General features: G+C 66.8%; 15 protein-coding genes. 9 read left to right on the top strand and 6 right to left on the bottom strand.

The window, feature by feature from the left end; translation table 11 throughout:
* Positions 1-8 precede the first annotated feature (8 nt).
* From CAL28_RS20255 to CAL28_RS20240, 4 genes are all read left to right on the top strand, one after another.
* Complete coding sequence (locus tag CAL28_RS20255) at positions 9-866, top strand: FTR1 family iron permease (protein ID WP_094843030.1); 858 nt, start codon at positions 9-11, stop codon at positions 864-866.
* A gap of 37 nt (positions 867-903) precedes the next feature.
* Positions 904-2,289, top strand: a complete 1,386-nt coding sequence (locus tag CAL28_RS20250) for a 4Fe-4S binding protein (protein ID WP_094843029.1) — start codon at positions 904-906, stop codon at positions 2,287-2,289.
* 62 nt (positions 2,290-2,351) lie between these two features.
* Positions 2,352-3,251 carry a PhzF family phenazine biosynthesis protein gene (locus tag CAL28_RS20245; RefSeq protein WP_094843028.1) on the top strand — a complete coding sequence of 300 codons (900 nt, stop codon included), beginning with the start codon at positions 2,352-2,354 and terminating at the stop codon, positions 3,249-3,251.
* A 176-nt stretch (positions 3,252-3,427) separates the two neighbouring features.
* Positions 3,428-4,597 carry a hypothetical protein gene (locus CAL28_RS20240; RefSeq protein ID WP_094843027.1) on the top strand — a complete coding sequence of 390 codons (1,170 nt, stop codon included), beginning with the start codon at positions 3,428-3,430 and terminating at the stop codon, positions 4,595-4,597.
* Between the two features lie 74 nt (positions 4,598-4,671).
* On the opposite strand, the gene CAL28_RS20235 is transcribed toward CAL28_RS20240, so the two are convergent.
* From CAL28_RS20235 to cphA (CAL28_RS20220), 4 genes are all read right to left on the bottom strand, one after another.
* Positions 4,672-5,016, bottom strand: coding sequence for a BON domain-containing protein (locus CAL28_RS20235; protein ID WP_094843026.1), 345 nt, complete (start codon positions 5,014-5,016; stop codon positions 4,672-4,674).
* A gap of 45 nt (positions 5,017-5,061) precedes the next feature.
* Positions 5,062-5,223, bottom strand: a complete 162-nt coding sequence (locus CAL28_RS20230; protein WP_066353213.1) for a DUF1328 domain-containing protein — start codon at positions 5,221-5,223, stop codon at positions 5,062-5,064.
* 247 nt (positions 5,224-5,470) lie between these two features.
* On the bottom strand, positions 5,471-8,053 hold the full coding sequence (gene cphA, locus CAL28_RS20225; RefSeq protein WP_094843025.1) for a cyanophycin synthetase: 2,583 nt from the start codon (positions 8,051-8,053) through the stop codon (positions 5,471-5,473).
* Between the two features lie 47 nt (positions 8,054-8,100).
* A complete protein-coding gene (gene cphA, locus CAL28_RS20220) occupies positions 8,101-10,716 on the bottom strand; it encodes a cyanophycin synthetase (protein ID WP_094843024.1) in 2,616 nt (871 codons plus the stop codon).
* A 274-nt stretch (positions 10,717-10,990) separates the two neighbouring features.
* On the opposite strand from cphA (CAL28_RS20220), the gene CAL28_RS20215 reads away from it, so the two are divergent.
* Positions 10,991-13,294 (top strand): cyanophycin metabolism-associated ABC transporter, encoded by a 2,304-nt coding sequence (locus tag CAL28_RS20215; protein WP_094844740.1) that lies wholly within the window; start codon positions 10,991-10,993, stop codon positions 13,292-13,294.
* Positions 13,269-13,751, top strand: a complete 483-nt coding sequence (locus CAL28_RS20210) for a cyanophycin metabolism-associated DUF1854 family protein (protein WP_094843023.1) — start codon at positions 13,269-13,271, stop codon at positions 13,749-13,751. The genes CAL28_RS20215 and CAL28_RS20210 overlap by 26 nt, the downstream gene beginning before the upstream one ends.
* 10 nt (positions 13,752-13,761) lie before the next feature.
* Here CAL28_RS20210 and CAL28_RS20205 read toward each other — a convergent pair whose 3' ends face one another.
* Positions 13,762-15,228 (bottom strand): mannitol dehydrogenase family protein, encoded by a 1,467-nt coding sequence (locus CAL28_RS20205; RefSeq protein ID WP_094843022.1) that lies wholly within the window; start codon positions 15,226-15,228, stop codon positions 13,762-13,764.
* 47 nt (positions 15,229-15,275) lie between these two features.
* Between CAL28_RS20205 and manD the strand changes: the two genes are divergently transcribed.
* From manD to CAL28_RS20190, 3 genes are all read left to right on the top strand, one after another.
* Positions 15,276-16,484 (top strand): D-mannonate dehydratase ManD, encoded by a 1,209-nt coding sequence (gene manD / locus CAL28_RS20200; RefSeq protein WP_094843021.1) that lies wholly within the window; start codon positions 15,276-15,278, stop codon positions 16,482-16,484.
* An 81-nt stretch (positions 16,485-16,565) separates the two neighbouring features.
* Complete coding sequence (locus CAL28_RS20195; protein ID WP_254926181.1) at positions 16,566-17,915, top strand: MFS transporter; 1,350 nt, start codon at positions 16,566-16,568, stop codon at positions 17,913-17,915.
* A gap of 70 nt (positions 17,916-17,985) precedes the next feature.
* Complete coding sequence (locus tag CAL28_RS20190) at positions 17,986-18,708, top strand: GntR family transcriptional regulator (protein ID WP_094843020.1); 723 nt, start codon at positions 17,986-17,988, stop codon at positions 18,706-18,708.
* Between the two features lies 1 nt (position 18,709).
* On the opposite strand, the gene CAL28_RS20185 is transcribed toward CAL28_RS20190, so the two are convergent.
* Positions 18,710-19,726 carry a response regulator gene (locus CAL28_RS20185; RefSeq protein ID WP_254926180.1) on the bottom strand — a complete coding sequence of 339 codons (1,017 nt, stop codon included), beginning with the start codon at positions 19,724-19,726 and terminating at the stop codon, positions 18,710-18,712.
* Between the last annotated feature and the right edge of the window lie 11 nt (positions 19,727-19,737).

The raw sequence follows: 19,737 nt of genomic DNA, 5'->3' as shown, positions 1-19,737 counted from the left end.
GCGGTGTCATGGAACAGGTCTCTTTTATCGTTTGGCGCGAATCCGTCGAAGCCTTGCTGGTCGTGGGCATCCTGTATTCCTGGCTGCGCGCGTCCCCGGAAGGCCGGCGCGGCCTGCCCTATCTGTGGGGCGGCGTGGCCGCCGGCCTGGGACTGGCTGTCGCGCTGGCGCTGGTATTGCTTGGCGTTTCGTCCTGGCTGTCCGATACCGGGCAGGAGTGGTTCCAGGCGGGTATGGCGCTGGTGGCCTGCGCGCTGGTCGTGCAGATGGTCTTCTGGATGAAGAAGCACGGCCGCACGCTGAAGGGCGAACTGGAAAGCGGCGCGCGCGATTCGGTGCGCGACGACAACTGGTGGGGCCTGCTGATTCTGGTGATGATCGCGGTCGCGCGCGAAGGCAGCGAAACGGTCGTATTCCTGTACGGCACGGTCTCGGCCGGCGCGGAAAACACCAGCAGCTGGATGCTGGGGCTGGCCGGATTGGCGGGCTTCGTGGTGGCGCTGTTGACATTCTGGCTGCTGCAACTGGGCGGCAAGCTGATCACCTGGCGCCGCTTCTTCCGCGTAACGGAAATCCTGCTGCTGCTGCTGGCGGGCTCCCTGCTGGTGGGTGGCCTGGACCACCTGATATCGCTGGGAGTGGTGCCGCCGCTGGTGGACCCGATCTGGGACAGCAGCTGGTTGCTCAACGACAGCAGCGGCATAGGTAAAATCCTGGCCGACTTCGCCGGCTATCGCGCGTATCCGGCGCTGATCACGGTGCTGGTCTGGATTGCCTATTGGATCGTGGTATGGGCGCTGTTGCGGCGTGTCGGTCCGGCGGCGCCGCGCGCGGCCGGTGCCACGGCATCGGCCAACGCGCGTTGAAGGCCGAAGGCGGAGTCTCTGTAAAGGTAATGAACCGATGGCTGTAGCAGTGGCGCGGGCAACCGTCCGCGTGGCCGATTTCCTCCGTGACCATGCCCCTTTGCTGCGCAAGCTGCAATGGGGCATTGTTGCTTTGTATGCATTCCTGCTGATCGTGCCGGCAGCCATGCCCCTGCCGGACAATACCGCGTCGGTGTTCAACAACCTGACGGTGGTCGCGCAGTTCGCCTTCTGGGGCATATGGTGGCCCTTCGTGCTGGTGTCCATGCCCATCATGGGCCGGGCGTGGTGCGGCCTGTTCTGCCCCGAAGGCATGCTGACCGAATGGGCCAGCGAACGCGGCAAGGGCCTGGCGATTCCCCGCTGGATGCGCTGGGGCGGCTGGCCCTTCGTGGCATTCGCCCTGACGACCATCTACGGCCAGCTGGTCAGTGTGTACCAGTATCCGCTGGCGGTCCTGGCGGTGCTGGGCGGCTCGACCGCGGCCGCGATGGTGGTGGGCTGGCGCTACGGCCGCAGCAAGCGCGTCTGGTGCAAATACCTGTGTCCGGTCAACGGCGTCTTCAATCTGCTGGCCAAGCTCGCGCCCTGGCATTTCAAGGTCGACGAACAGGCCTGGCGGCACCCTGTCATCCGGATCCAGGCGGTCAATTGCGCGCCCCTGGTGCCGCTGCGCCACATGAAGGGCGCGGCGGACTGCCATATGTGCGGACGCTGCAGCGGCTATCGCGGCGCCATCGCGCTGACGCCGCGCTCGCCCGAGGCCGAGATCGTCGACGTGGCCGGGGGCGACGCCTGGCAGACCGCGCTGGTGGTCTTCGGCATGATGGGCATCGCCATCGGTGCCTTCCTCTGGAGCGCCAGCCCCTGGTTCGTGACCGTGAAGCAGGCGGCAGCCACCTGGCTGATCGACAAAGACATCATGTGGCCGCTGCTGGACAACGCGCCCTGGTTCATCCTGACGCATTATCCGGACGTCAACGATACGTTCTCCTGGCTGGATGGCGCCTGCATCCTGTTTTTCATCGCCGCCACCACGGCGGTCGTGGGCGGTGCGCTCTACGCCGGGCTGTGGCTGGCCGATCGCGTGTTGCCGGCCGTACAGGGACGTACCGCCTGGGGCGGGGCTGGCCTGCACAAGCTGGCGCAGCCGCTGATACCGGCTGCCGGTATCGGCGTTTTCCTGGGCCTGTCCGCCACCACCATTACGCTGCTCAAGCACGAGGGCGTGCAGGCGCTCTGGGCCAACCCCGTGCGCTTTACGCTGTTGAGCCTGGCGGTGGCCTGGACGCTGCGGCTGGCGTGGCGCGTCATGGGGCAGCGCACGCAGTCCACCGGGCGCAAGCTGGCCGCGTGGCTGCTGTTCGCGGCCGGGCTGGTGCCGTTCTGCATCGCCTGGCTGCTGCTTTTCGTGGCCTGGTAACGTGCCTCGCCCGCGGCGCCGGGCCGGCGCGGCGGGCCTGGGGCCTGCTGTAACATGTACGGATGAGAACGTACCGCTATCGTTTACTGAATGTCTTCGCCGAAAGCACTTTCGGCGGCAATCCCCTGTGCGTATTCGAAGATGGCAGCGGCCTGAGCGATGCCGAAATGCAGGCGCTCGCGCTGCAATTCAACCTGTCCGAAACGACCTTCATCCTGCCTTCGACTTCGGCTACCACCCGCGTGCGGATTTTCACGCCGGACTTCGAAATGCCCTTTGCCGGCCATCCCACCCTGGGTACCTCGCAGGTGGTGCGCGCACTGACCGGCGCGGGCGACAGCCTGACGCTGGAAATGCGGGCGGGGCTCGTGCCGGTACAGGCGCGGGACAATACCTGGACCCTGACCGCGCCCGGCGGCGCCACGCCGGAAGTCCGCCGGCCTGCCTTGCCGGCCGCCGCCATCGCGGCCCAGCTCGGATTGGGCGAGCAGGACCTGCTGTCCGAACCATTGTGGGTGGATACCGGCGCGCACCAATTGATAGTGCCGCTGAAATCGGCCGATGCCGTGCGTCGCGCCAGGCCGGACGGGGCTCGGCTGGCTGAATGGGAGACCAACAAGGCGGGCCGTCGCGCCGCCTATGTGTTCGCGTTCGAGGGCAGCGCCAGCGATGCTGCTGGTGACGCGAACGGTGGGCAGGGTATCCAACGGGTGCTCGCCCGCTATTTTTTCGTCTCATCGACCGGTGGCGTGGTAGAAGACCCGGGCACCGGCTCGGCCTGCGCCAACCTGGGCGGGTGGTGCGCCGCGACCGGCCGTCCCTTGCCGGCGCGGATACGCGTCGCGCAAGGCGAGCAAGTGCGGCGGCCCTGCTTCCTGGGGCTGGAAGTCACCGCCGACAGGCAAGTCCAGGTATCCGGGCAGGTGCTGGAGCTGGGCAGCGGGACCATCGCGCTGCCTTGAGGCCCGGCGTCGGGGCATGGCCCCGCGCTTTCATTCATTTCAAAAGAAAAAGCGCACTTTCAAAGGCCTGTATCGAGCGCGCTTGCTATCTTCGCTGGACCGATATCGCTGGCGTGCCTCGCTGACTCGAATTAGGGCGCGCATTTCGATGTCCACCGAAGCCGCCGGAGGGCACGATGCAGGCCGACACGCGAAGACACGCCCATTTCGAAGAACTCGCGCGTATCGCGATTCCGGACGGCTTGTCCAACGGCGTGCTGCCCGCCTGCTTCCTGGACGGGATCGTGCCGTCGGTGAGTTCCAACTATGTTTCGGCCGCGCTGGTCGGGCAGGTCTGGGGGGCCGGCCTGGGGATCGCCGGGCTTGAAAATTCCGGCGGTTCGAAGAAATTCACGATAATCCAGGCGCCGCCGCTGTCTGAGAATCCATCGACATGGCCCTCCGGCCTGTCGGTGGACGCGGCCTGTGGCGTAAGCGGCGGGCGGGTGGCGTTCGCCACCCGCGACTCGAACGTGACCGTTTTGCTGGTGCACAACAGCCCCGCGGCGGCCAAGCCGGGCTGGGACCTGGACTGCACCATCGTATTCGAGGCTTATGTCGGGATAGTCCAGCAGATGCTGGAGCGCGACGGGGTGATCTACGGTTTCACCAAGGACCCGATCGGCGACCGGAATGCCTTCTTTGCCGTGGCGGCGAAAGATTCGGCGAACCCGGCCGTCTATTACTACGAAGGCATGCCGGCGGAAGTGTTTTTCTATAAAGGCATGGTGGACGGGGATGGGACGGATCCCATGATGCAGCGGCGAATCGGGTTTCATTACGAGAAGGTGTACGCCATCGAGCAAACCGGCGACCACGCCCTCTGCGCCTCTCTGCGTAGCGGTGCCGTAACGCGGGTACCCTTGAGCCCGCAGGGCCAGCCCAGCTGGAGCCTCGCGATCGACGAAACGCTGAACCGGGCTTATTGCGCCTATACGCCGGGCGACGATGGTACCTACGTCATGCCCTACGTCGTCGGCGACAGCGATATGCGGCCAGGCGGCGACCCGATCTATCCGGATTCGTCGACATGTTGCCCGGCGGTGGATGAAAACCTGGGGCTGCTATACCTGTTGGGCCCGGAGCGCTCGTCACCGCCTCGTCCTTCCCCGGTCCTGGCCATCGATGTGGCGACCAATACACCGCTCGCCGTCGACGGCACCCCGCCGCGCGGCAACGAGTTCGCCGCGCTGCCGTCGACATGGGCGGACCGGGTCAATAACCTCTATTACGTGTCCGGATTAAGGTCCACGCCGGGAAGCGGCAGCGCCCTTGCCATCGGCGTGTACCGCGTCTCCGTTGCCTGACCTGGCCCGTCCAGGAACCGGGCGCGATGAACGGGCTGCGGCGACCCCGTTCATCGCGCTCGCGCTCCCGGCATCTACTTCTTGGCCTTCGTCGGATCGACCTTCAGGTTGTTCTTCACCTGCTTGACGCCTTCGACGCCGCGGGCCGCATGCGTGGCCGCGTCGCTTTGCGCGGCGGACGCTACCGTGCCCGTCAGCGTGACGACGCCATTATTGGTTTCGACCGCGATGTCCAGCGCGCTCAGCGACTTGTCGGCGACGATGGCGGCCTTCACCTTGGTGGTGACCACGGTGTCCGAGGCGTATTCACCCACGGATTGCTTGGGCTTGCCGTCGGCGGTGTTGTCCGCGGCGTGGGCGGCGGGCAGGGCGGCGCTCAGGCCCAGGATGGCACCGATGATGAGCTGGCGGGTACGCATAGGCGTTTCTCCTTGTTCAGTTGGGGGGTAAGCCGTATGCCGGCGTTATCGTCGGAATACGCCGCCCAGGACGGACAGAAGCGCCAGGACGAGGAAGACGATGAAAAGGATTTTCGCGATGCCGGCGGCGCCGGCGGCGATGCCGCCAAAGCCCAGTACGGCGGCGATGATGGCGATGACGAAGAAAACAGCGGCGTAGTACAGCATGGTGTGCCTCCCGATTCGGAAAAGCGCCGGGCTCGCGGGGCGGCCCGGACGGTGGCCTCGATGCCGGGCCGGTGTGGCCGGGCGTTCGGGTTAGCACTACGCTACGTGTCCCGCGCAAGCGGGGTCAAACGGGGATGTGGGCAAATGTAAACAGGCTTGCGCTGTTTACGGTATCAGCCGCATGGCGGCACCGCTGTTACAACTGCGCAACCCTTGGCCGGGTTTTGACGGATGCGGGTAACAGCGGTCATGCGGTGGCGGCGGCCTCGGCCACGCGCCTGGCGATGTGCGCCAGCGCCTCTTCAACCTGGTCGACCAGGATCAGGCAGAGGTCGCCGGCCTGCAGGCGCGCCAGCGCCGCGTCGATGGCCACGAATTCACCGTTGATCTCGGTGGAATAGGTCGTCCGGCTGGCATTGCGCAGGCCCTCGCGCAGCAGGGCGATGACTTCGCCATCGGCGCGGCCCCGTTGGCACTGGTCCTCGTACAGCAGCACCTCGTCGAAGGCCTCGCCCAGGATCTCGGTCTGCCGGCGGATATCCTCGTCGCGGCGGTCGCCGGCCCCGCTGATGACCACGGACCGACGCACCGCCGGCATGGCTTCCACGGCCTGCACCAGCGCACTGATGGCGTCGGGATTGTGCCCATAGTCGGCGATGACGGTGGCGCCGCCGTAATCGAATACGTTGAAGCGGCCCGGGGCGGTCGCGGCATCGTTGATGAAGGTCTTCAGGCCGCTGCGAATGTTTGCCCACGGCGTATCCAGGGCCCAGGCCGCGCCGATGGCGGCCATGGCGTTCTCTATCTGGAACGCGATGCTGCCGCCGCGCGTCAGCGGGATATCGGCCAGCGCGATGCTTTCCTCTTGCGAGCCCTGCGCCGCCACCAGGCGGTCGCCGTTGCGGTAAACCACCCGGCCGCCCTGGGCCCGGTGCGTGGTCATGCGCGGATTCTGGTCGTCCAGCGCAAAGAAGACGATGCCGCCCGGACAACTGGCCGCCATCTCCGCGACGATGGGGTCGCCCGCGTTGAGGACGGCGTAGCCGGCGGGTTGCACATACTGCACGATGACCCGCTTGACGACGGCCAGGTCCTCGACGGTGCAGATATAACCCAATCCCAGGTGATCGCCCATGCCGATGTTGGTGACCACCGCGACGTTGCAGCGGTCGAACGCCAGGCCTTCGCGCAGGATGCCACCGCGGGCGGTTTCCAGCACGGCGGCGTCGACATCCGGGTGCGCCAGCACGCTGCGCGCGCTGCGCGGGCCGCTGCAGTCGCCCGTATCGATGCGCCGCGCACCGATGTACACGCCGTCCGAATTCGTCATGCCGACGCGTGTGCCGTCCTGGCCGATCAAGTGGGCGGTCAGGCGTACCGTGGTGGTCTTGCCGTTCGTTCCGGCCACGGCGACCACGGGGATGCGCCCATCGTCGCCGTCCGCGAACATATTGGCGATGATCGCTTCACCCACCGCGCGCCCTTTGCCGAAGGAGGGCGTCAGGTGCATGCGCAGGCCCGGGGCGGCATTGATTTCGACGATGGCGCCGCGCTGTTCCTCCAGCGGCAGGTGCATGGTTTCGGCGACGACGTCCACACCGCACAGATCCAGTCCGATCATCCGCGCGGCGGTCACGGCGCGCGCGGCCAGTTCGGGGTGGACTTCGTCGGTGACGTCGGTGGCCGATCCGCCGGTGCTCAGGTTGGCGTTATTGCGCAGCACCACGCGGGCGCCGGTCGGCGGTATGGCATCCACGTCGTAGCCCTGCTTGGCCAGCGTGGCGATGGCGATGTCATCGATGCGTATTTTGGTCAGCGACGTCGCATGGCCGTCGCCGCGCAGCGGATCCTGGTTGACCTGTTCGATGAGCTGGCGCACGGTATGCACGCCGTCGCCGGACACCTGCGGCGGATCGCGGCGGGCCGCGGCGACCAGGGTATCGCCGACGACAAGCAGGCGGAAATCATGGCCGGGGATATAGCGCTCGACGATGACGTCGCGGCTGATTTCCGCGGCGGCCGCATAGGCGGTCATGACGCGTTCGCGGGTTTCGATGTTGACCGCGACGCCGCGGCCCTGGCTACCGTCGCGCGGCTTGACGACCACCGGGCCGCCCAGTTCCTGCGCGGCGGCCCAGGCGTCTTCGGCGCTGGACACGGTGCGGCCGAACGGCACCGGCACCCCGGCGGCATCCAGCAGCATCTTGGTCAGGTCCTTGTCCTGCGCGATGGCCTCGGAAATGGCATTGGTCCGGTCGGTCTCGGCGGCCTGGATGCGGCGTTGCCGGGATCCCCAGCCGAACTGCACCATGCTGCCCTGCGTCAGGCGCCGGTACGGGATATTGCGTGCGACGGCCGCGTTGACGATGGAGCCGGTACTGGGCCCCAGGCGGATGTCCTCGTCCAGTTCGCGCAGGCGGTGCAGGGCGTCCGCGAGGTCGAAAGGGGTATCCTGGCGCGCGGCCAGGCACAGCTTTTCGGCAAGCTCCAGGGCGAGGCGGCCGACGGGCTCTTCGCTGTATTCGACGACGACCTGGAACACGCCCGGCTCGATGGTGGCGGCGGTACGGCTGAACGTGACGGGGCAGCCGGCATGCGCCTGCAGCAGCAGCGCGACGTGTTCCAGTACATGCGCCAACGCGACGGTGCCCTCGTGGCCTTCCGGGCGCAGCAGGCCCAGTTGCGGGAAGCGCGCGCGCAGGCGCGGTTCCAGCTCGGGCAACAGATCGATCGAGCATTCGACGTCGTCGCAAGCGACGATGGCCTCGATGGCGGTGTTGCGGCTCCACAGGTTGGGGCCGCGCAGGGCGCGTATGCGGGAGACTTCCATGCTGTGTTCCTGTCGGCCGGTACGCCGGGACGGCGGCGGCATAGTCCTCAGTTCTGCTCGATCCAGTGGCGCAGCAAATCGAGCGTGGGTTCGGCGCCGCCCTCGTTGCACTGCAGGATGACGAAATCGCCCGTACGCACGCTGTCCAGTACCGTGCGCACGGCCGTGGCATGGTCGGGCTGGTCCACGATGGCGGTCGCGCGGCCGCCTTGCTGGGCGCCGGCCCGCAACAGGCCGCGCGCCTGCCCGGCCGGACGCTGCGAGGGTACGGTGGTGTCGTCGTAAAGGACCAACTGGTCGAAGGCGTCGCCCAGCAGGGTGCCCTGGTCCAGCAGATCCTGGTCGCGGCGGTCCTTGCCCGCGCCATAGACGATGCGGCGCCGCCGTGCCGGGAAGCGTTCCGCGGCGGCGACCAGGGCCCGCAACGCCGACACGTTGTGCGCGCCGTCCACCACCACCGTCGCGCCCTTGTGTTCGATCGCCGTGAATTGCCAGGGGGCATCGGCGCGATCGACGTCGAAGGTTTCCACGCCGACGCGGATGATGTTGGCCGGCACACCCAGGGCCCACGCGGCACCGACCGCCGCCAGGACGTTCTCGATGTGGAAGGCGACGCGCCCGCCCGCGGTCAGCGGCAGGGCCGCTACCTCGCTGACGCGCTGTTCGCGGTTGCCCTCGGCCAGCACCACGTGGCCGTCGCGCACGAATACCGCGCGCTTGCCCAATGCCACATGCGATGCGATCGCCGGCAGGCGGGGGTCCAGTCCGAAGAACACCACGTCGCCGTCGCACAGGCCGGCCATCTGGACGACGCGCTCGTCGCGGGCATTCAGCACCGCGGTGCCGGTGGGCAGCACCACGTCGATCTGCGTGCGCAGGACGTTGTCCATGCCATCCAGGTCGCGGATATCGTGCTCGCCCAGATGGTCGCCTTCATCGATATTGGTCACGATGCCCACCTGGCAGCGGTCGTAGGCCAGGCCCTGGCGCAGGATGACCGTACTGCTGTTTTCGATGACCGCCGCATCGATGGAGCGGTTCATCAGTATGCGCCGGCCCGAGGCCCAGTCGCCGCGATCGCCGCGTTCGACCTGGCGCTGGTCGAAGTACAGGCCTTCGCTGCAGGCCAGGCCGACATGCCGGCCCCACAGCTGGAGCAGGCGTGCCGTCAGCCGTGCCACGACGGTCTTGCCGTTGGTGCCCGTGACGCCGACGACCGGTATGCGGCCGTCGTCGCCGTCGGGGAACAGGTGGTCGATGATGGCCTTGCCCACCGGCCGGGGCGGGCCGTCGGCGGGTTTCAGGTGCATGAGCAAGCCCGGCCCCGCATTGACTTCCACGATGGCGCCGCGCTGTTCTTCCAGGGGCCGCGAAATGTCCTGCGCCACCAGGTCCACGCCGGCCACGTCCAGGCCGACGATGCGGGCGGCCAGCGTAACCGCGTGGGCCACTTCGGGATGCACCTGGTCCGTGACGTCGAAGGCCACATTGCCGTTGCGCTGGATCAATACTTTTCGTCCCGCGGCGGGCACGCTGTCCGCGGCCAGGCCCTGGCGGGCGATTTCCAGGCGCGCGGCGGAATCCAGCCTGACCTTGTTCAGCGGGCAGTCCTCGCCGCTGCCGCGCCGGGGGTCCGTATTGATCTGCCGTTCGATCAGGTCTTCGACGGTATGCGCGCCGTCGCCGACGATCCAGGCCGGTTCGCCGCGCGCGGCGGCGACCATGCGGTCGCCCACGACCAGCAGGCGATGTTCGTTGCCGGTGACGAAGCGTTCCACCAGCACGCCGCTGCCTTCGTCCTGGGCCACGGCGTAGGCCGCCTTGACCTCTTCGTAGCTGTTCAGGTTGGTAAAGACCCCGCGGCCGTGATTGCCGTCATAGGGTTTGACGACCACGGGCAGGCCGATGTCCTGCGCGGCCTCCCAGGCTTCTTCCTGCGATTCGACCAGCCGTCCCTCGGGCACCGGCACGCCGCATTCGGCGAGCAGGCGCTTGGTCAGGTCCTTGTCGCGCGAGATGCCTTCGGCGATCGCGCTGGTGCGGTCGGTTTCGGCCGTCCAGATGCGGCGCTGGCGCGCGCCGTATCCCATTTGTACGAGATTGCCCTCGAACAGGCGGATATAAGGAATATCGCGGTCGTCCGCGGCGTCGACGATGCAGGCCGTGCTGGGGCCCAGGCAATGGCGGTCCACCATGTCGCGCAGCCGCTCGATCGTGGCCGGGACGTCGAAGGGGCGGTCTTCCATGGCGGCCATGACCAGGTCGCGCGCCTCGCTCAGCGCGGCGCGGGTGACGTCTTCCTGCCAGGCGCGCACGATAACCTTGTAGACCCCGCGCACGGCGGTTTCCCGGGCCTTGCCGAAACCGCCCGGCAGACCCGCCAGATTCTGCAGCTCCAGCGTGACGTGTTCCAGGATATGCGCCGGCCAGGTGCCTTCGCGCAAGCGTTGCAGGAAGCCCCCGCGCACCCCGGGGCTGCATCGGTGTTCGATCAGTGTCGGCAACCACGTCGACAGACGCTCGTAAAAGCCGGGAATCGTATTGGAGGGATAATCCTCCAGTTCGCCGATATCCACCCAGGCTTCCAATACGGGTCGATAGGTCCAGATGTTCGGGCCGCGCAAAGCCACGACATCGAGAAATTCAATGTCTTTCTTTTTCATGTTCTAATTTGCCGAAAATTCCGATGGCGAACGGAAGAAATTCCTGGGCTTTGGGCGGTTCGTGGGTTATCCCGTGTAGGTATACGGTGCGCGTTTCGTCGGTGCCAGGATGCTCTGTATATGCCGCCGATTATAGAAATATCGGTAAGAAGGCGGCGACGCCGATTCTATCCATGACGTCCGGTATGTTGCAAGGAAGGAACACGTTTTCAGCTTCGCGCCGAAATCGGGGTCCCGGTCTGCTGGTTTCGCCGCGGCTGTGAATACGTTTTCCATGAAGAAACCCGTTTTAGACTTCGTCCCGGATGGAGCCGCCCTGCCAGCCGACTGGCACGCCGATATGGTCGCCCAGCTGGGTGAGGGCGAGACTTTGCTTGCCTGGTTGCCGCTAGACCTGGACGCGGCGCTGAAGTTCCGCAACGGCCTCGTTTTCGTCACCGACCGCAACATCGTCGCGCGCGAGCCGGGCGAGGACCAATGGCGCCGCTGGCCTTACGAAGTGACGGACAGCGTAACGGTTTCAGATCATGCCGGCGTCGGCACGCTGGAGTTGCACGGTCCGGACGCACGCCTGGCCGTGTGGCGCTACACGCTGGGGCGGAATCCGGCCGCATTGCGGTTGCGCGACGCTTATGCGCGCCAACGGGATCGCCTGCGCGGCCTGCCGGGCCTGGCCGAATCCCGCGACCGGCTCTGCGCGACCTGCCTGGAGCCCCTTACCGCAGAGCAGGACGTCTGCCCCGTCTGCAATCCGCCGCCGCGGGAACCTCCCGCCACCTGGGCCCTGTTGCGCCTGTGGCGTTTCGCCGTGCCGTACCAGGTGCCGCTGACCATCGGCTTCATATTGACGCTGCTGGCCACGGCAGCCACCCTGGTGGCGCCGTATCTGACCATGCCGCTCATGGACGAGGTGCTGATTCCCTTCCAGAACGGTGCGCCCATCGACAACGAGCGGGTGGTGATGTACCTATCGGGCCTGTTCGCCTCCGCCTTGCTGGCCTGGGGGCTGGGCTGGGGCCGCACCTATATCCTGGCCTGGGTCAGCGAGCGCATCGGGGCGGACCTGCGCACCACCACCTACGAGCACATGCATCATTTGTCGCTGGCGTATTTCGGCGGCAAGCGCACCGGGGACCTGATCGCGCGCATCGGCAGCGAGACCGACCGCATCTGCATCTTCCTGTCCGTGCACCTGCTGGACTTCGCGACCGACGTGCTGATGATCCTGATGACGGCCGTCATCCTGATCACCATCAATCCCTGGCTGGCGCTGGTGACGCTGGTGCCGCTGCCCTTCATCGCCTGGATGATCCACGCCGTCCGCGACCGTCTGCGCCACGGTTTCGAGAAAGTGGACCGGGTGTGGTCGGAAATCACCAATGTGCTCGCCGACACGATCCCGGGCATACGGGTGGTCAAGGCTTTCGCCCAGGAAAAGCGCGAAGTGCGCCGCTTTCGCGAGGCCAACCAGCGCAACCTGGACGTCAACGACAGGGTCAATACGGTGTGGGCGCTTTTCTCGCCCACGGTGACGCTGCTGACGGAGATCGGCCTGCTGGTGGTGTGGATCTACGGTATCTGGCAGGTTTCCCGGCACGAGATCACGGTGGGCGTGCTGGCGGCGTTCCTGGCGTATATCGGCCGCTTCTATACCCGCCTGGATTCGATGAGCCGCATCGTCTCGGTGACGCAAAAGGCGGCGGCGGGGGCCAAGCGCATCTTCGATATCCTGGACCACGTGTCCAGCGTGCCGGAGCCGCGCAATCCGGTGCAGATCGGGCGGGTGAGCGGCCGCATCGAAATGCGCGACGTGGGTTTCCGTTATGGCAACCGGTCCGTCATGCATGGCCTGGACCTGACCATAGAACCCGGCACGATGGTAGGCCTGGTAGGGCATAGCGGTTCGGGCAAGAGCACCCTGATCAACCTGATCTGCCGCTTCTATGACGTGACCGAAGGCGCGATCCTGGTCGATGGCATCGACATCCGCACGATGGGTATCGCGCAGTACCGGCGCAACATCGGCCTGGTGCTGCAGGAGCCATTCCTGTTCTTCGGCACGATCGCCGAAAACATCGCCTACGGCAAGCCGGAGGCCACGCGCGAAGAGATCATCGCGGCGGCGCGCGCGGCGCACGCGCACGAATTCATCCTGCGGCTGCCGCACGGCTACGATTCGCTGGTCGGCGAGCGGGGCCAGGCCTTGTCGGGCGGCGAGCGCCAGCGCATTTCCATCGCCCGCGCGCTGCTGATCGACCCGCGCATCCTGATCCTTGACGAAGCCACATCATCCGTGGATACCGCGACGGAGAAGGAAATCCAGAAGGCCCTGGACAACCTGGTGCGGGGCCGCACGACCATCGCCATCGCGCACCGGCTCAGCACGCTGCGCAAGGCCGACAGGCTGGTGGTCCTGGACCGCGGCCGCATCGTCGAACAGGGCAATCACGAGCAACTGATGGCCGTCGGCGGCGCGTATCACGCGCTGTACCAGGCGCAGGCGCGGCAGGCGGAGGTGGACGCGGAAGTGCGGGGCGACGAGGAGGATGACGATGACGATCTCGTCGCCGAAGCCTGATTTCCGGCTCCAGCGCAATGCCCATGGCCGGCTGGTGTATGTGGGCGCCGATGGCACGACCATCGACGGTATCGTGCCGGTGCGGGCCTTTCCGATATCGGCGCCGGAAGGCGGCTGCTCCCTGGTGGATCCGGCTGGCCACGAGGTGGCCTGGATCGACCGCGTGGACGACCTGCCGCATGGCATGCGGGTGCTGGTGCAGGAGGCGTTGACCGCGCGGGAATTCATGCCGCGCATCCAGCGCATCGTGGCGGTGTCCGGCTACGCGACTCCCTGCACCTGGAACGTCCAGACCGACCGCGGCGCGACCTCGCTGGTGCTGCGTGGCGAGGAAGACATACGGCGGCTGGGCGGCCAGGCGCTGTTGATCGCCGACAGCCACGGAATCCATTACCTGGTCGGCGATATGCGCGCGCTGGACAAGCACAGCCGCAAACTGCTCGATCGCTTCCTGTAGCGCGGCGCCGCTACAGCGCCGCGTAGCGGCGCGCGGTCGCCAGCGCGCCGTGGCTGGCCAGTGCCTCGTAGGCACGCCGCACCGCCGCCGTAAACCGGACGTCCGCCGCCAGCGGAGCGGGGAATATTTCGCGCACGCCGAGCAGGGCGTCGACGCTGGCGCTTGCGCCCGGCATCGCCAGGGCGCGCAGGCGCGCCGCCATGGGGTCGTTCAGCTCCAGCGGCGCGCCGCTTTCGGACTGCCCCGACAGGAAGCGCATCCACGCGGCAATGCCCAGCGCAAGCCGGTCCACCGCATGGCCGTCGCGCAGGCGATCCGATAGGGTGCCCAGCAGCCGAGGCGGCAGTTTCTGGCTGCCGTCCATGGCGATCTGTATGCAGCGGTGCTTCAGCGCGGGGTTGGCGAAGCGCGCCAGCAGTTCGTCGCGATAGCGTGCGCGGTCGAAGCTGGCGGGTACCGTCAGGGTGGGCGCGATGTCGTCGGTCATGGTGCGGTACAGCAGCGCTCGCAGGTCCGGCTGGCCGACGGCCTGGTCCACGGTCTGCAGGCCCGCCAGCAGCGCCAGATAGGCCAGGGTCGAGTGGATCCCATTGAGCATGCGCAGCTTGGCCGTTTCATAGGGCGTGACGTCGTCCACCATGATCGCGCCGGCCCGTTCCCAGGCCGGCCGCCCGCCCGGGAACCGATCTTCGATGACCCATGTCCGGAAGCTTTCCGTCGGTACGGGCCAGGCATCCACGCAGCCCAGCACGCGGGCGGCGTCCTGGCGGTCGGCATCGGTGGTGGCCGGCACGATGCGGTCCACCATGGTCGAGGGGAAGGCCACGGTCCGGGCGATCCAGTCGGCCAGTTCGGGGTCCAGCGCGCGCGCGTAATCCGTTACCGCCCGGCGCAGGGCCGCGCCGTTATGCGCGAGGTTGTCGCAGGACAGCACGGTAAACGGATCGGCGCGGCGCGCGCGCAGGGCCGCCACCAGATAGCCAGGCACGCTTTGGGGGTGCGCCGGATCGTCCAGGTCGCGCGCGATGAGCGGGTGGCGCAGGTCCAGGCCGCCCGTGCCCGGATCGAGGCAATACCCTTTCTCTGTGACGGTCAGCGTCACGATCCGGACGTGCGGATCGCCCAGGGCAGCCAGCACGGCGTCCGGTTCTTCCGATGCCACCAGTATCCGCCGCAGCGAGCGCACCACGCGCACCCGTTCGGCGCGCGCGTCCCGCACCAGCACGCTGTACAGGCAGTCCTGCGGCGCCAGCGCGTCGCGCGTATCCGGGCGACGCAGCGACACGCCGCAGATGCCCCAGTCGCCACCGGCGGCCAGCATCGCGTCCTCGGTGTACATCGCCTGGTGCGCGCGATGGAAGTTGCCCAATCCCAGGTGCACGATGCCGATGCGGGGCTCGGTCCAGGGCGGGGCGGGCAGGTAGGCGCCCAGGCCGGGCAGGCGGTCGGGCGTGAGTCGGGGCAAAGGCGAGGTCATAACTGGTATGGTAGTATCCAAGACTAAGTTCAGCAAGTGGAGCCGCCATGAAAATTACCCATGCCGAGGTGATCGTCACCTGCCCCGGCCGCAACTTCGTCACCCTGAAACTGGTCACGGACCAAGGGGTGCACGGCGTGGGCGACGCCACGCTGAACGGACGCGAACTGGCCGTGGCCTCGTACCTGAAAGACCATGTGTGCCCGGTGCTGATCGGCCGCGATCCCCGCAGGATCGAAGACACCTGGCAGTATTTGTACAAGGGCGCGTACTGGCGCCGTGGGCCGGTAACGATGTCGGCCATCGCCGCGGTCGATATGGCGCTGTGGGACATCAAGGCCAAGATGGCCGGCATGCCGCTGTACCAGTTGCTGGGCGGTGCCTCGCGCGAACGCGTGATGGTGTATGGGCATGCGACCGGGCGCGACCTGCCGGAGGCGCTGGACAAGTACGCGGAGCACGTGGACCAGGGCTACCAGGCCATCCGCGTCCAATGCGGCGTGCCCGGCATGAAATCCGTTTACGGCGTGACCAAGCACGGCGGCGCCTACGAACCCGCCACCAAGGGCTGGCCGGAGGAACAATCCTGGTCCAGCGAAAAGTACCTGGACTTCATCCCCAGGCTATTCGAGGCGGTGCGCGAACGCTTCGGCTTCGACACCCATCTGCTGCATGACGTGCACCACCGCCTGACGCCGATCGAGGCCGCCCGGCTGGGCAAGTCGGTCGAACCCTATCGCTTGTTCTGGATGGAAGATCCCACGCCGGCGGAAAACCAGGAAGCCTTCCGCCTGATCCGGCGCCATACCGTGACGCCCGTCGCCGTCGGCGAAATCTTCAACAGCATCTGGGACTGCAAACAGCTGATCGAGGAACAACTGATCGATTACATCCGCGCCACGCTGACGCATGCGGGCGGTATCACCCACCTGCGCCGTATCGCCGATTTCGCCTCGCTGTACCAGGTGCGCACCGGCTGCCACGGTCCGTCCGACCTTTCGCCGGTGTGCATGGGCGCGGCCTTGCACTTCGATCTTTGGGTACCCAATTTCGGTGTGCAGGAATACATGGGCTACCCGCCGGAAGCCCTGGAGGTATTCCCCCATGCATGGGAATTCAGCAAGGGCACGATGCATCCCGGGGACGCTCCCGGGCTGGGCGTGGATATCGACGAGAAACTGGCCGCCAGGTATCCCTACGACCCGGCCTATTTGCCGGTGGCGCGCCTGGAGGACGGCACCTTGTGGAACTGGTAGGCCGGCCGCGCCGGGACAGCCCGGCGCGGACCCATGCGGCGCCGTTGCCGCGCATGAAAATCAGAAAGCAGTGGAGCAGACATGAGCACCATCACCAGTAGCGCCCATCCCGTCGGCGAGGGCACATCTTCGGCGGGCATGCTGCGGCGCGCCGCCGTTGCCTCGACCATCGGCACCGCCGCGGAATACTACGATTTCTTCGTCTATGCGACAGCGGCGGTGCTGTTTTTCGGCAAGCTGTTTTTTCCGGGTTCGGACCCCATGGCCGGCACCGTGGCGGCATTCGCCACCTATGCGGTGGGCTTCCTGGCACGGCCTATCGGCGGCATCGTGTTCGGCCATTTCGGCGACAAGCTGGGCCGCAAGAAGGCCCTGGTGGTGACCATCCTGATCGTCGGCCTGGGTACGTTCGTCATCGGGTTGATGCCGACCTACGATCGCATCGGCTTCTGGGCGCCGCTGGCCCTGGTGCTGATCCGCATCCTGCAAGGCTTCGGCGTGGGCGGCGAACAGGCCGGGGCGGTGTTGATGACCGCCGAATACGCGCCGCGCGCGCGGCGCGGCTTCTACGCCAGCTGGGTGCAATTGGGCGCGCCCGCGGGCTTCCTGATACCGGCGGGCCTGTTCGCGGTGCTGACGTCGACCCTGACCGAATCCCAGTTGCTGGACTGGGGCTGGCGTATTCCCTTCCTGTTGAGCCTGGTGCTGGTGATCATCGGCCTGTACGTGCGGCTGCGCATAGACGAATCGCCGGTCTTCGACGAAATCCGCAAGACCAAGGCGGTGGAGTCGCGGCCGGTGGCCGAGGTGCTGCGCGCCTATCCGGGCATCATCGCCAAGGGCGTATTCGCCAAACTGGTGGAGGCCTGCGCGTTCGCCATGTACAGCACCATCGTATTGGCCTATGGCAAGGCGAATCACCTGAACGACGCGTGGCTGCTGCAAAGCATCCTGCTGGCGGTCGGTGTGGAGCTGGTCACCATTCCCCTTGCCGGCCTGCTGTCCGACCGCTATGGCCGCCGGCCGGTCTACATGGCCGGCGCGCTCGTGCAGATCGTCATGGTGGTGCCGTTCTTCCTGATGCTGAACAGCGGCGATCGCCTCGTGACGCAGCTGGCCATGATACTGGTGCTGTCGATCGGCCATGCGCTCTGCTATGCGCCGCAGGCCTCCATGTTCCCCGAGCTGTTTCCCACGCGCGTGCGGTGCAGCGGCATCGCGCTTATCTGGCAGATCGGTTCGCTGATCGGCAGCGGCATACTGGGCCTCGTGGCGGTGAAGATCATCCAGGCCAGCGGCGGCCATTTCGGCGGGCTGGCGGCCTATATGCTGGTACTGGGCGTCGCGTCGCTGCTGGCCCTGCGACTGCTTCCCGAAACCGCGCCGGCGAAACGCGGCGACACCGACCTGCACGACTGGGGCCATCGCTAGCAACAGCGCGAAAGCGGCCGGTGCGGACGATATACTCGGGCCTTGCGGGAAGACGAACGAGGACACGCCCATGGGAGTGGCGCGCAACAAGGCGGGCAGTGGGCTGGCGGCGCTGCCGGCCGATACGCGGGGGCCGGTGAACCAGCGGATATACCGGATGCTGCGGGAGGCCATCGTCAAGGGCACGTTCCCGCCGGGGTCGCCGCTCTCGGAGAAAGACGTGTCCGAGCACTTCGGCGTATCGCGCCAGCCGGTGCGGGAGGCCTTCATCAAGCTGGGCGAGGCCGGCCTGGTGCGGGTGCTGCCCCAGCGCGGCACCTTCGTAATGAAAATCTCGCCCAAGCGTGTGGAGGACGGCCGCTTTATCCGCGAAGCCGTCGAAGTGGCCGTGGCCGGGCGCGCCGCGCAGCGTGTCACCGCCGCGCAACTGGCGGCCATGGCCGAGCTGCTCGATCGCCAGCGCCGCGCCGCGCGCGAGAACGATACCGCCGCCTTCCTGGACCTGGACGACGCCTTTCACCAGGCCATCGCCGGCGCCGCGGATTGTCCGGCGGTGTGGCAGACCATCGAGAACATCAAGGCCAATATGGATCGCGTCCGCTATCTCAGCCTGGCCGAAGTATCTCCGCTGGAAATGCTGATCGATCAGCACCAGGCCATTTTCCAGGCTTTGCGCGATGGCGATCCGCAGGCGGCACAGGCCGCCATGGGCCATCACCTTAGGGAATTGACCATGTCGTTCGAGCCCATACGGGCGCGCAATCCGGACTGGTTCGGCGCGGACGAGGATTGACTCACTCGTCCGTGCGCGCCATCACGCGATTGCGTCCTTGCCGCTTGGCGTTGTACAGGCCGCGGTCGGCGGCGTCGATGATCTGGGTGTAGCGGTCGGGCCGGTCCGGCACCAGCGTGGCGATGCCGATGCTGACGGTCAGCCACTCCGACGTGGCGGAGTCCCGGTGCGGGATGTGCAGGCCCTCGATGGAGCGGCGGATCTTCTCGGCCACCAGGCGGGCGCCGGACAGCGGGGTCCCGGGCAGCACCACGGTGAATTCCTCGCCGCCGAAACGCGCGGACAGGTCCGTGGAGCGCTCGCAACAGCTGGCGATGGTGTGCGCCACTTTCTTCAGTACCTCGTCGCCCGCCATGTGGCCGTAGGCATCGTTGTAGCTCTTGAAATGATCGACGTCGATCATCAGCATGCTGATCTCGGTCTGGTCGCGCGACGCGCGTTTCCATTCCGCGCTCAGGTAGCTGTCGAAATACCGCCGGTTGGACAACCCCGTCAGTCCGTCGGAATTGGTCAGGCGGCGCAGCTCCAGGTTGATCTCCATCAACTGCTGCTGGCTCTGTCGCAGGGCCTGGTAGGCTTCGTCGCGCTGTTGCATCGCCAGGTAGGAGCGCGAATGGTAGCGGATGCGCGCCACCAGTTCGATGGTGTCCGGCAGCTTGACAAGGTAATCGTTGGCGCCGGCGCTGAAGGCGGCGCTCTTGACCTCGGGGTCCTCTTTGGACGAGAGCACGATGATAGGGATATCGCGGGTCGCCGGATTGGCGCGATAGGCGCGTACCAGCGTCAGGCCGTCCACGCCGGGAAGCACCAGGTCCTGCAGGATAACGGTCGGCCGCGTCTGGGTGGCCACATTCAGCGCTTCCTGCGCGTCGGGGCAGAAGTGAAAGTCGATGTTGGGTTCGTCGGCCAGCGCGCGGCGCACCGCTTCCCCCACCATGATCTGATCGTCCACCAGCAGGACCATCGCGTTCTGCGGCTTGTTATCGAGGCCGGCCACGTAGTCGATGACAGGTTCCATTGTGATTTCCT

Source organism: Bordetella genomosp. 11, assembly GCF_002261215.1.
In the GTDB taxonomy this organism is placed as follows: Bacteria; Pseudomonadota; Gammaproteobacteria; order Burkholderiales; family Burkholderiaceae_B; genus Bordetella_C.
The sequence above is the reverse complement of the archived record's forward strand: the minus strand, read 5'-3'. Positions and strand labels throughout refer to the sequence as shown.

Bases quoted from the DNA above. Each gene is read 5' to 3' on its own strand.
- CAL28_RS20255 (WP_094843030.1), top strand. From the start codon at position 9: ATGGAACAGGTCTCTTTTATCGTTTGGCGCGAATCCGTCGAAGCCTTG.
- CAL28_RS20250 (WP_094843029.1), top strand. From the start codon at position 904: ATGGCTGTAGCAGTGGCGCGGGCAACCGTCCGCGTGGCCGATTTCCTC.
- CAL28_RS20245 (WP_094843028.1), top strand. From the start codon at position 2,352: ATGAGAACGTACCGCTATCGTTTACTGAATGTCTTCGCCGAAAGCACT.
- CAL28_RS20240 (WP_094843027.1), top strand. From the start codon at position 3,428: ATGCAGGCCGACACGCGAAGACACGCCCATTTCGAAGAACTCGCGCGT.
- CAL28_RS20235 (WP_094843026.1), bottom strand. From the start codon at position 5,016: ATGCGTACCCGCCAGCTCATCATCGGTGCCATCCTGGGCCTGAGCGCC.
- CAL28_RS20230 (WP_066353213.1), bottom strand. From the start codon at position 5,223: ATGCTGTACTACGCCGCTGTTTTCTTCGTCATCGCCATCATCGCCGCC.
- cphA (WP_094843025.1), bottom strand. From the start codon at position 8,053: ATGGAAGTCTCCCGCATACGCGCCCTGCGCGGCCCCAACCTGTGGAGC.
- cphA (WP_094843024.1), bottom strand. From the start codon at position 10,716: ATGAAAAAGAAAGACATTGAATTTCTCGATGTCGTGGCTTTGCGCGGC.
- CAL28_RS20215 (WP_094844740.1), top strand. From the start codon at position 10,991: ATGAAGAAACCCGTTTTAGACTTCGTCCCGGATGGAGCCGCCCTGCCA.
- CAL28_RS20210 (WP_094843023.1), top strand. From the start codon at position 13,269: ATGACGATCTCGTCGCCGAAGCCTGATTTCCGGCTCCAGCGCAATGCC.
- CAL28_RS20205 (WP_094843022.1), bottom strand. From the start codon at position 15,228: ATGACCTCGCCTTTGCCCCGACTCACGCCCGACCGCCTGCCCGGCCTG.
- manD (WP_094843021.1), top strand. From the start codon at position 15,276: ATGAAAATTACCCATGCCGAGGTGATCGTCACCTGCCCCGGCCGCAAC.
- CAL28_RS20195 (WP_254926181.1), top strand. From the start codon at position 16,566: ATGAGCACCATCACCAGTAGCGCCCATCCCGTCGGCGAGGGCACATCT.
- CAL28_RS20190 (WP_094843020.1), top strand. From the start codon at position 17,986: ATGGGAGTGGCGCGCAACAAGGCGGGCAGTGGGCTGGCGGCGCTGCCG.
- CAL28_RS20185 (WP_254926180.1), bottom strand. From the start codon at position 19,726: ATGGAACCTGTCATCGACTACGTGGCCGGCCTCGATAACAAGCCGCAG.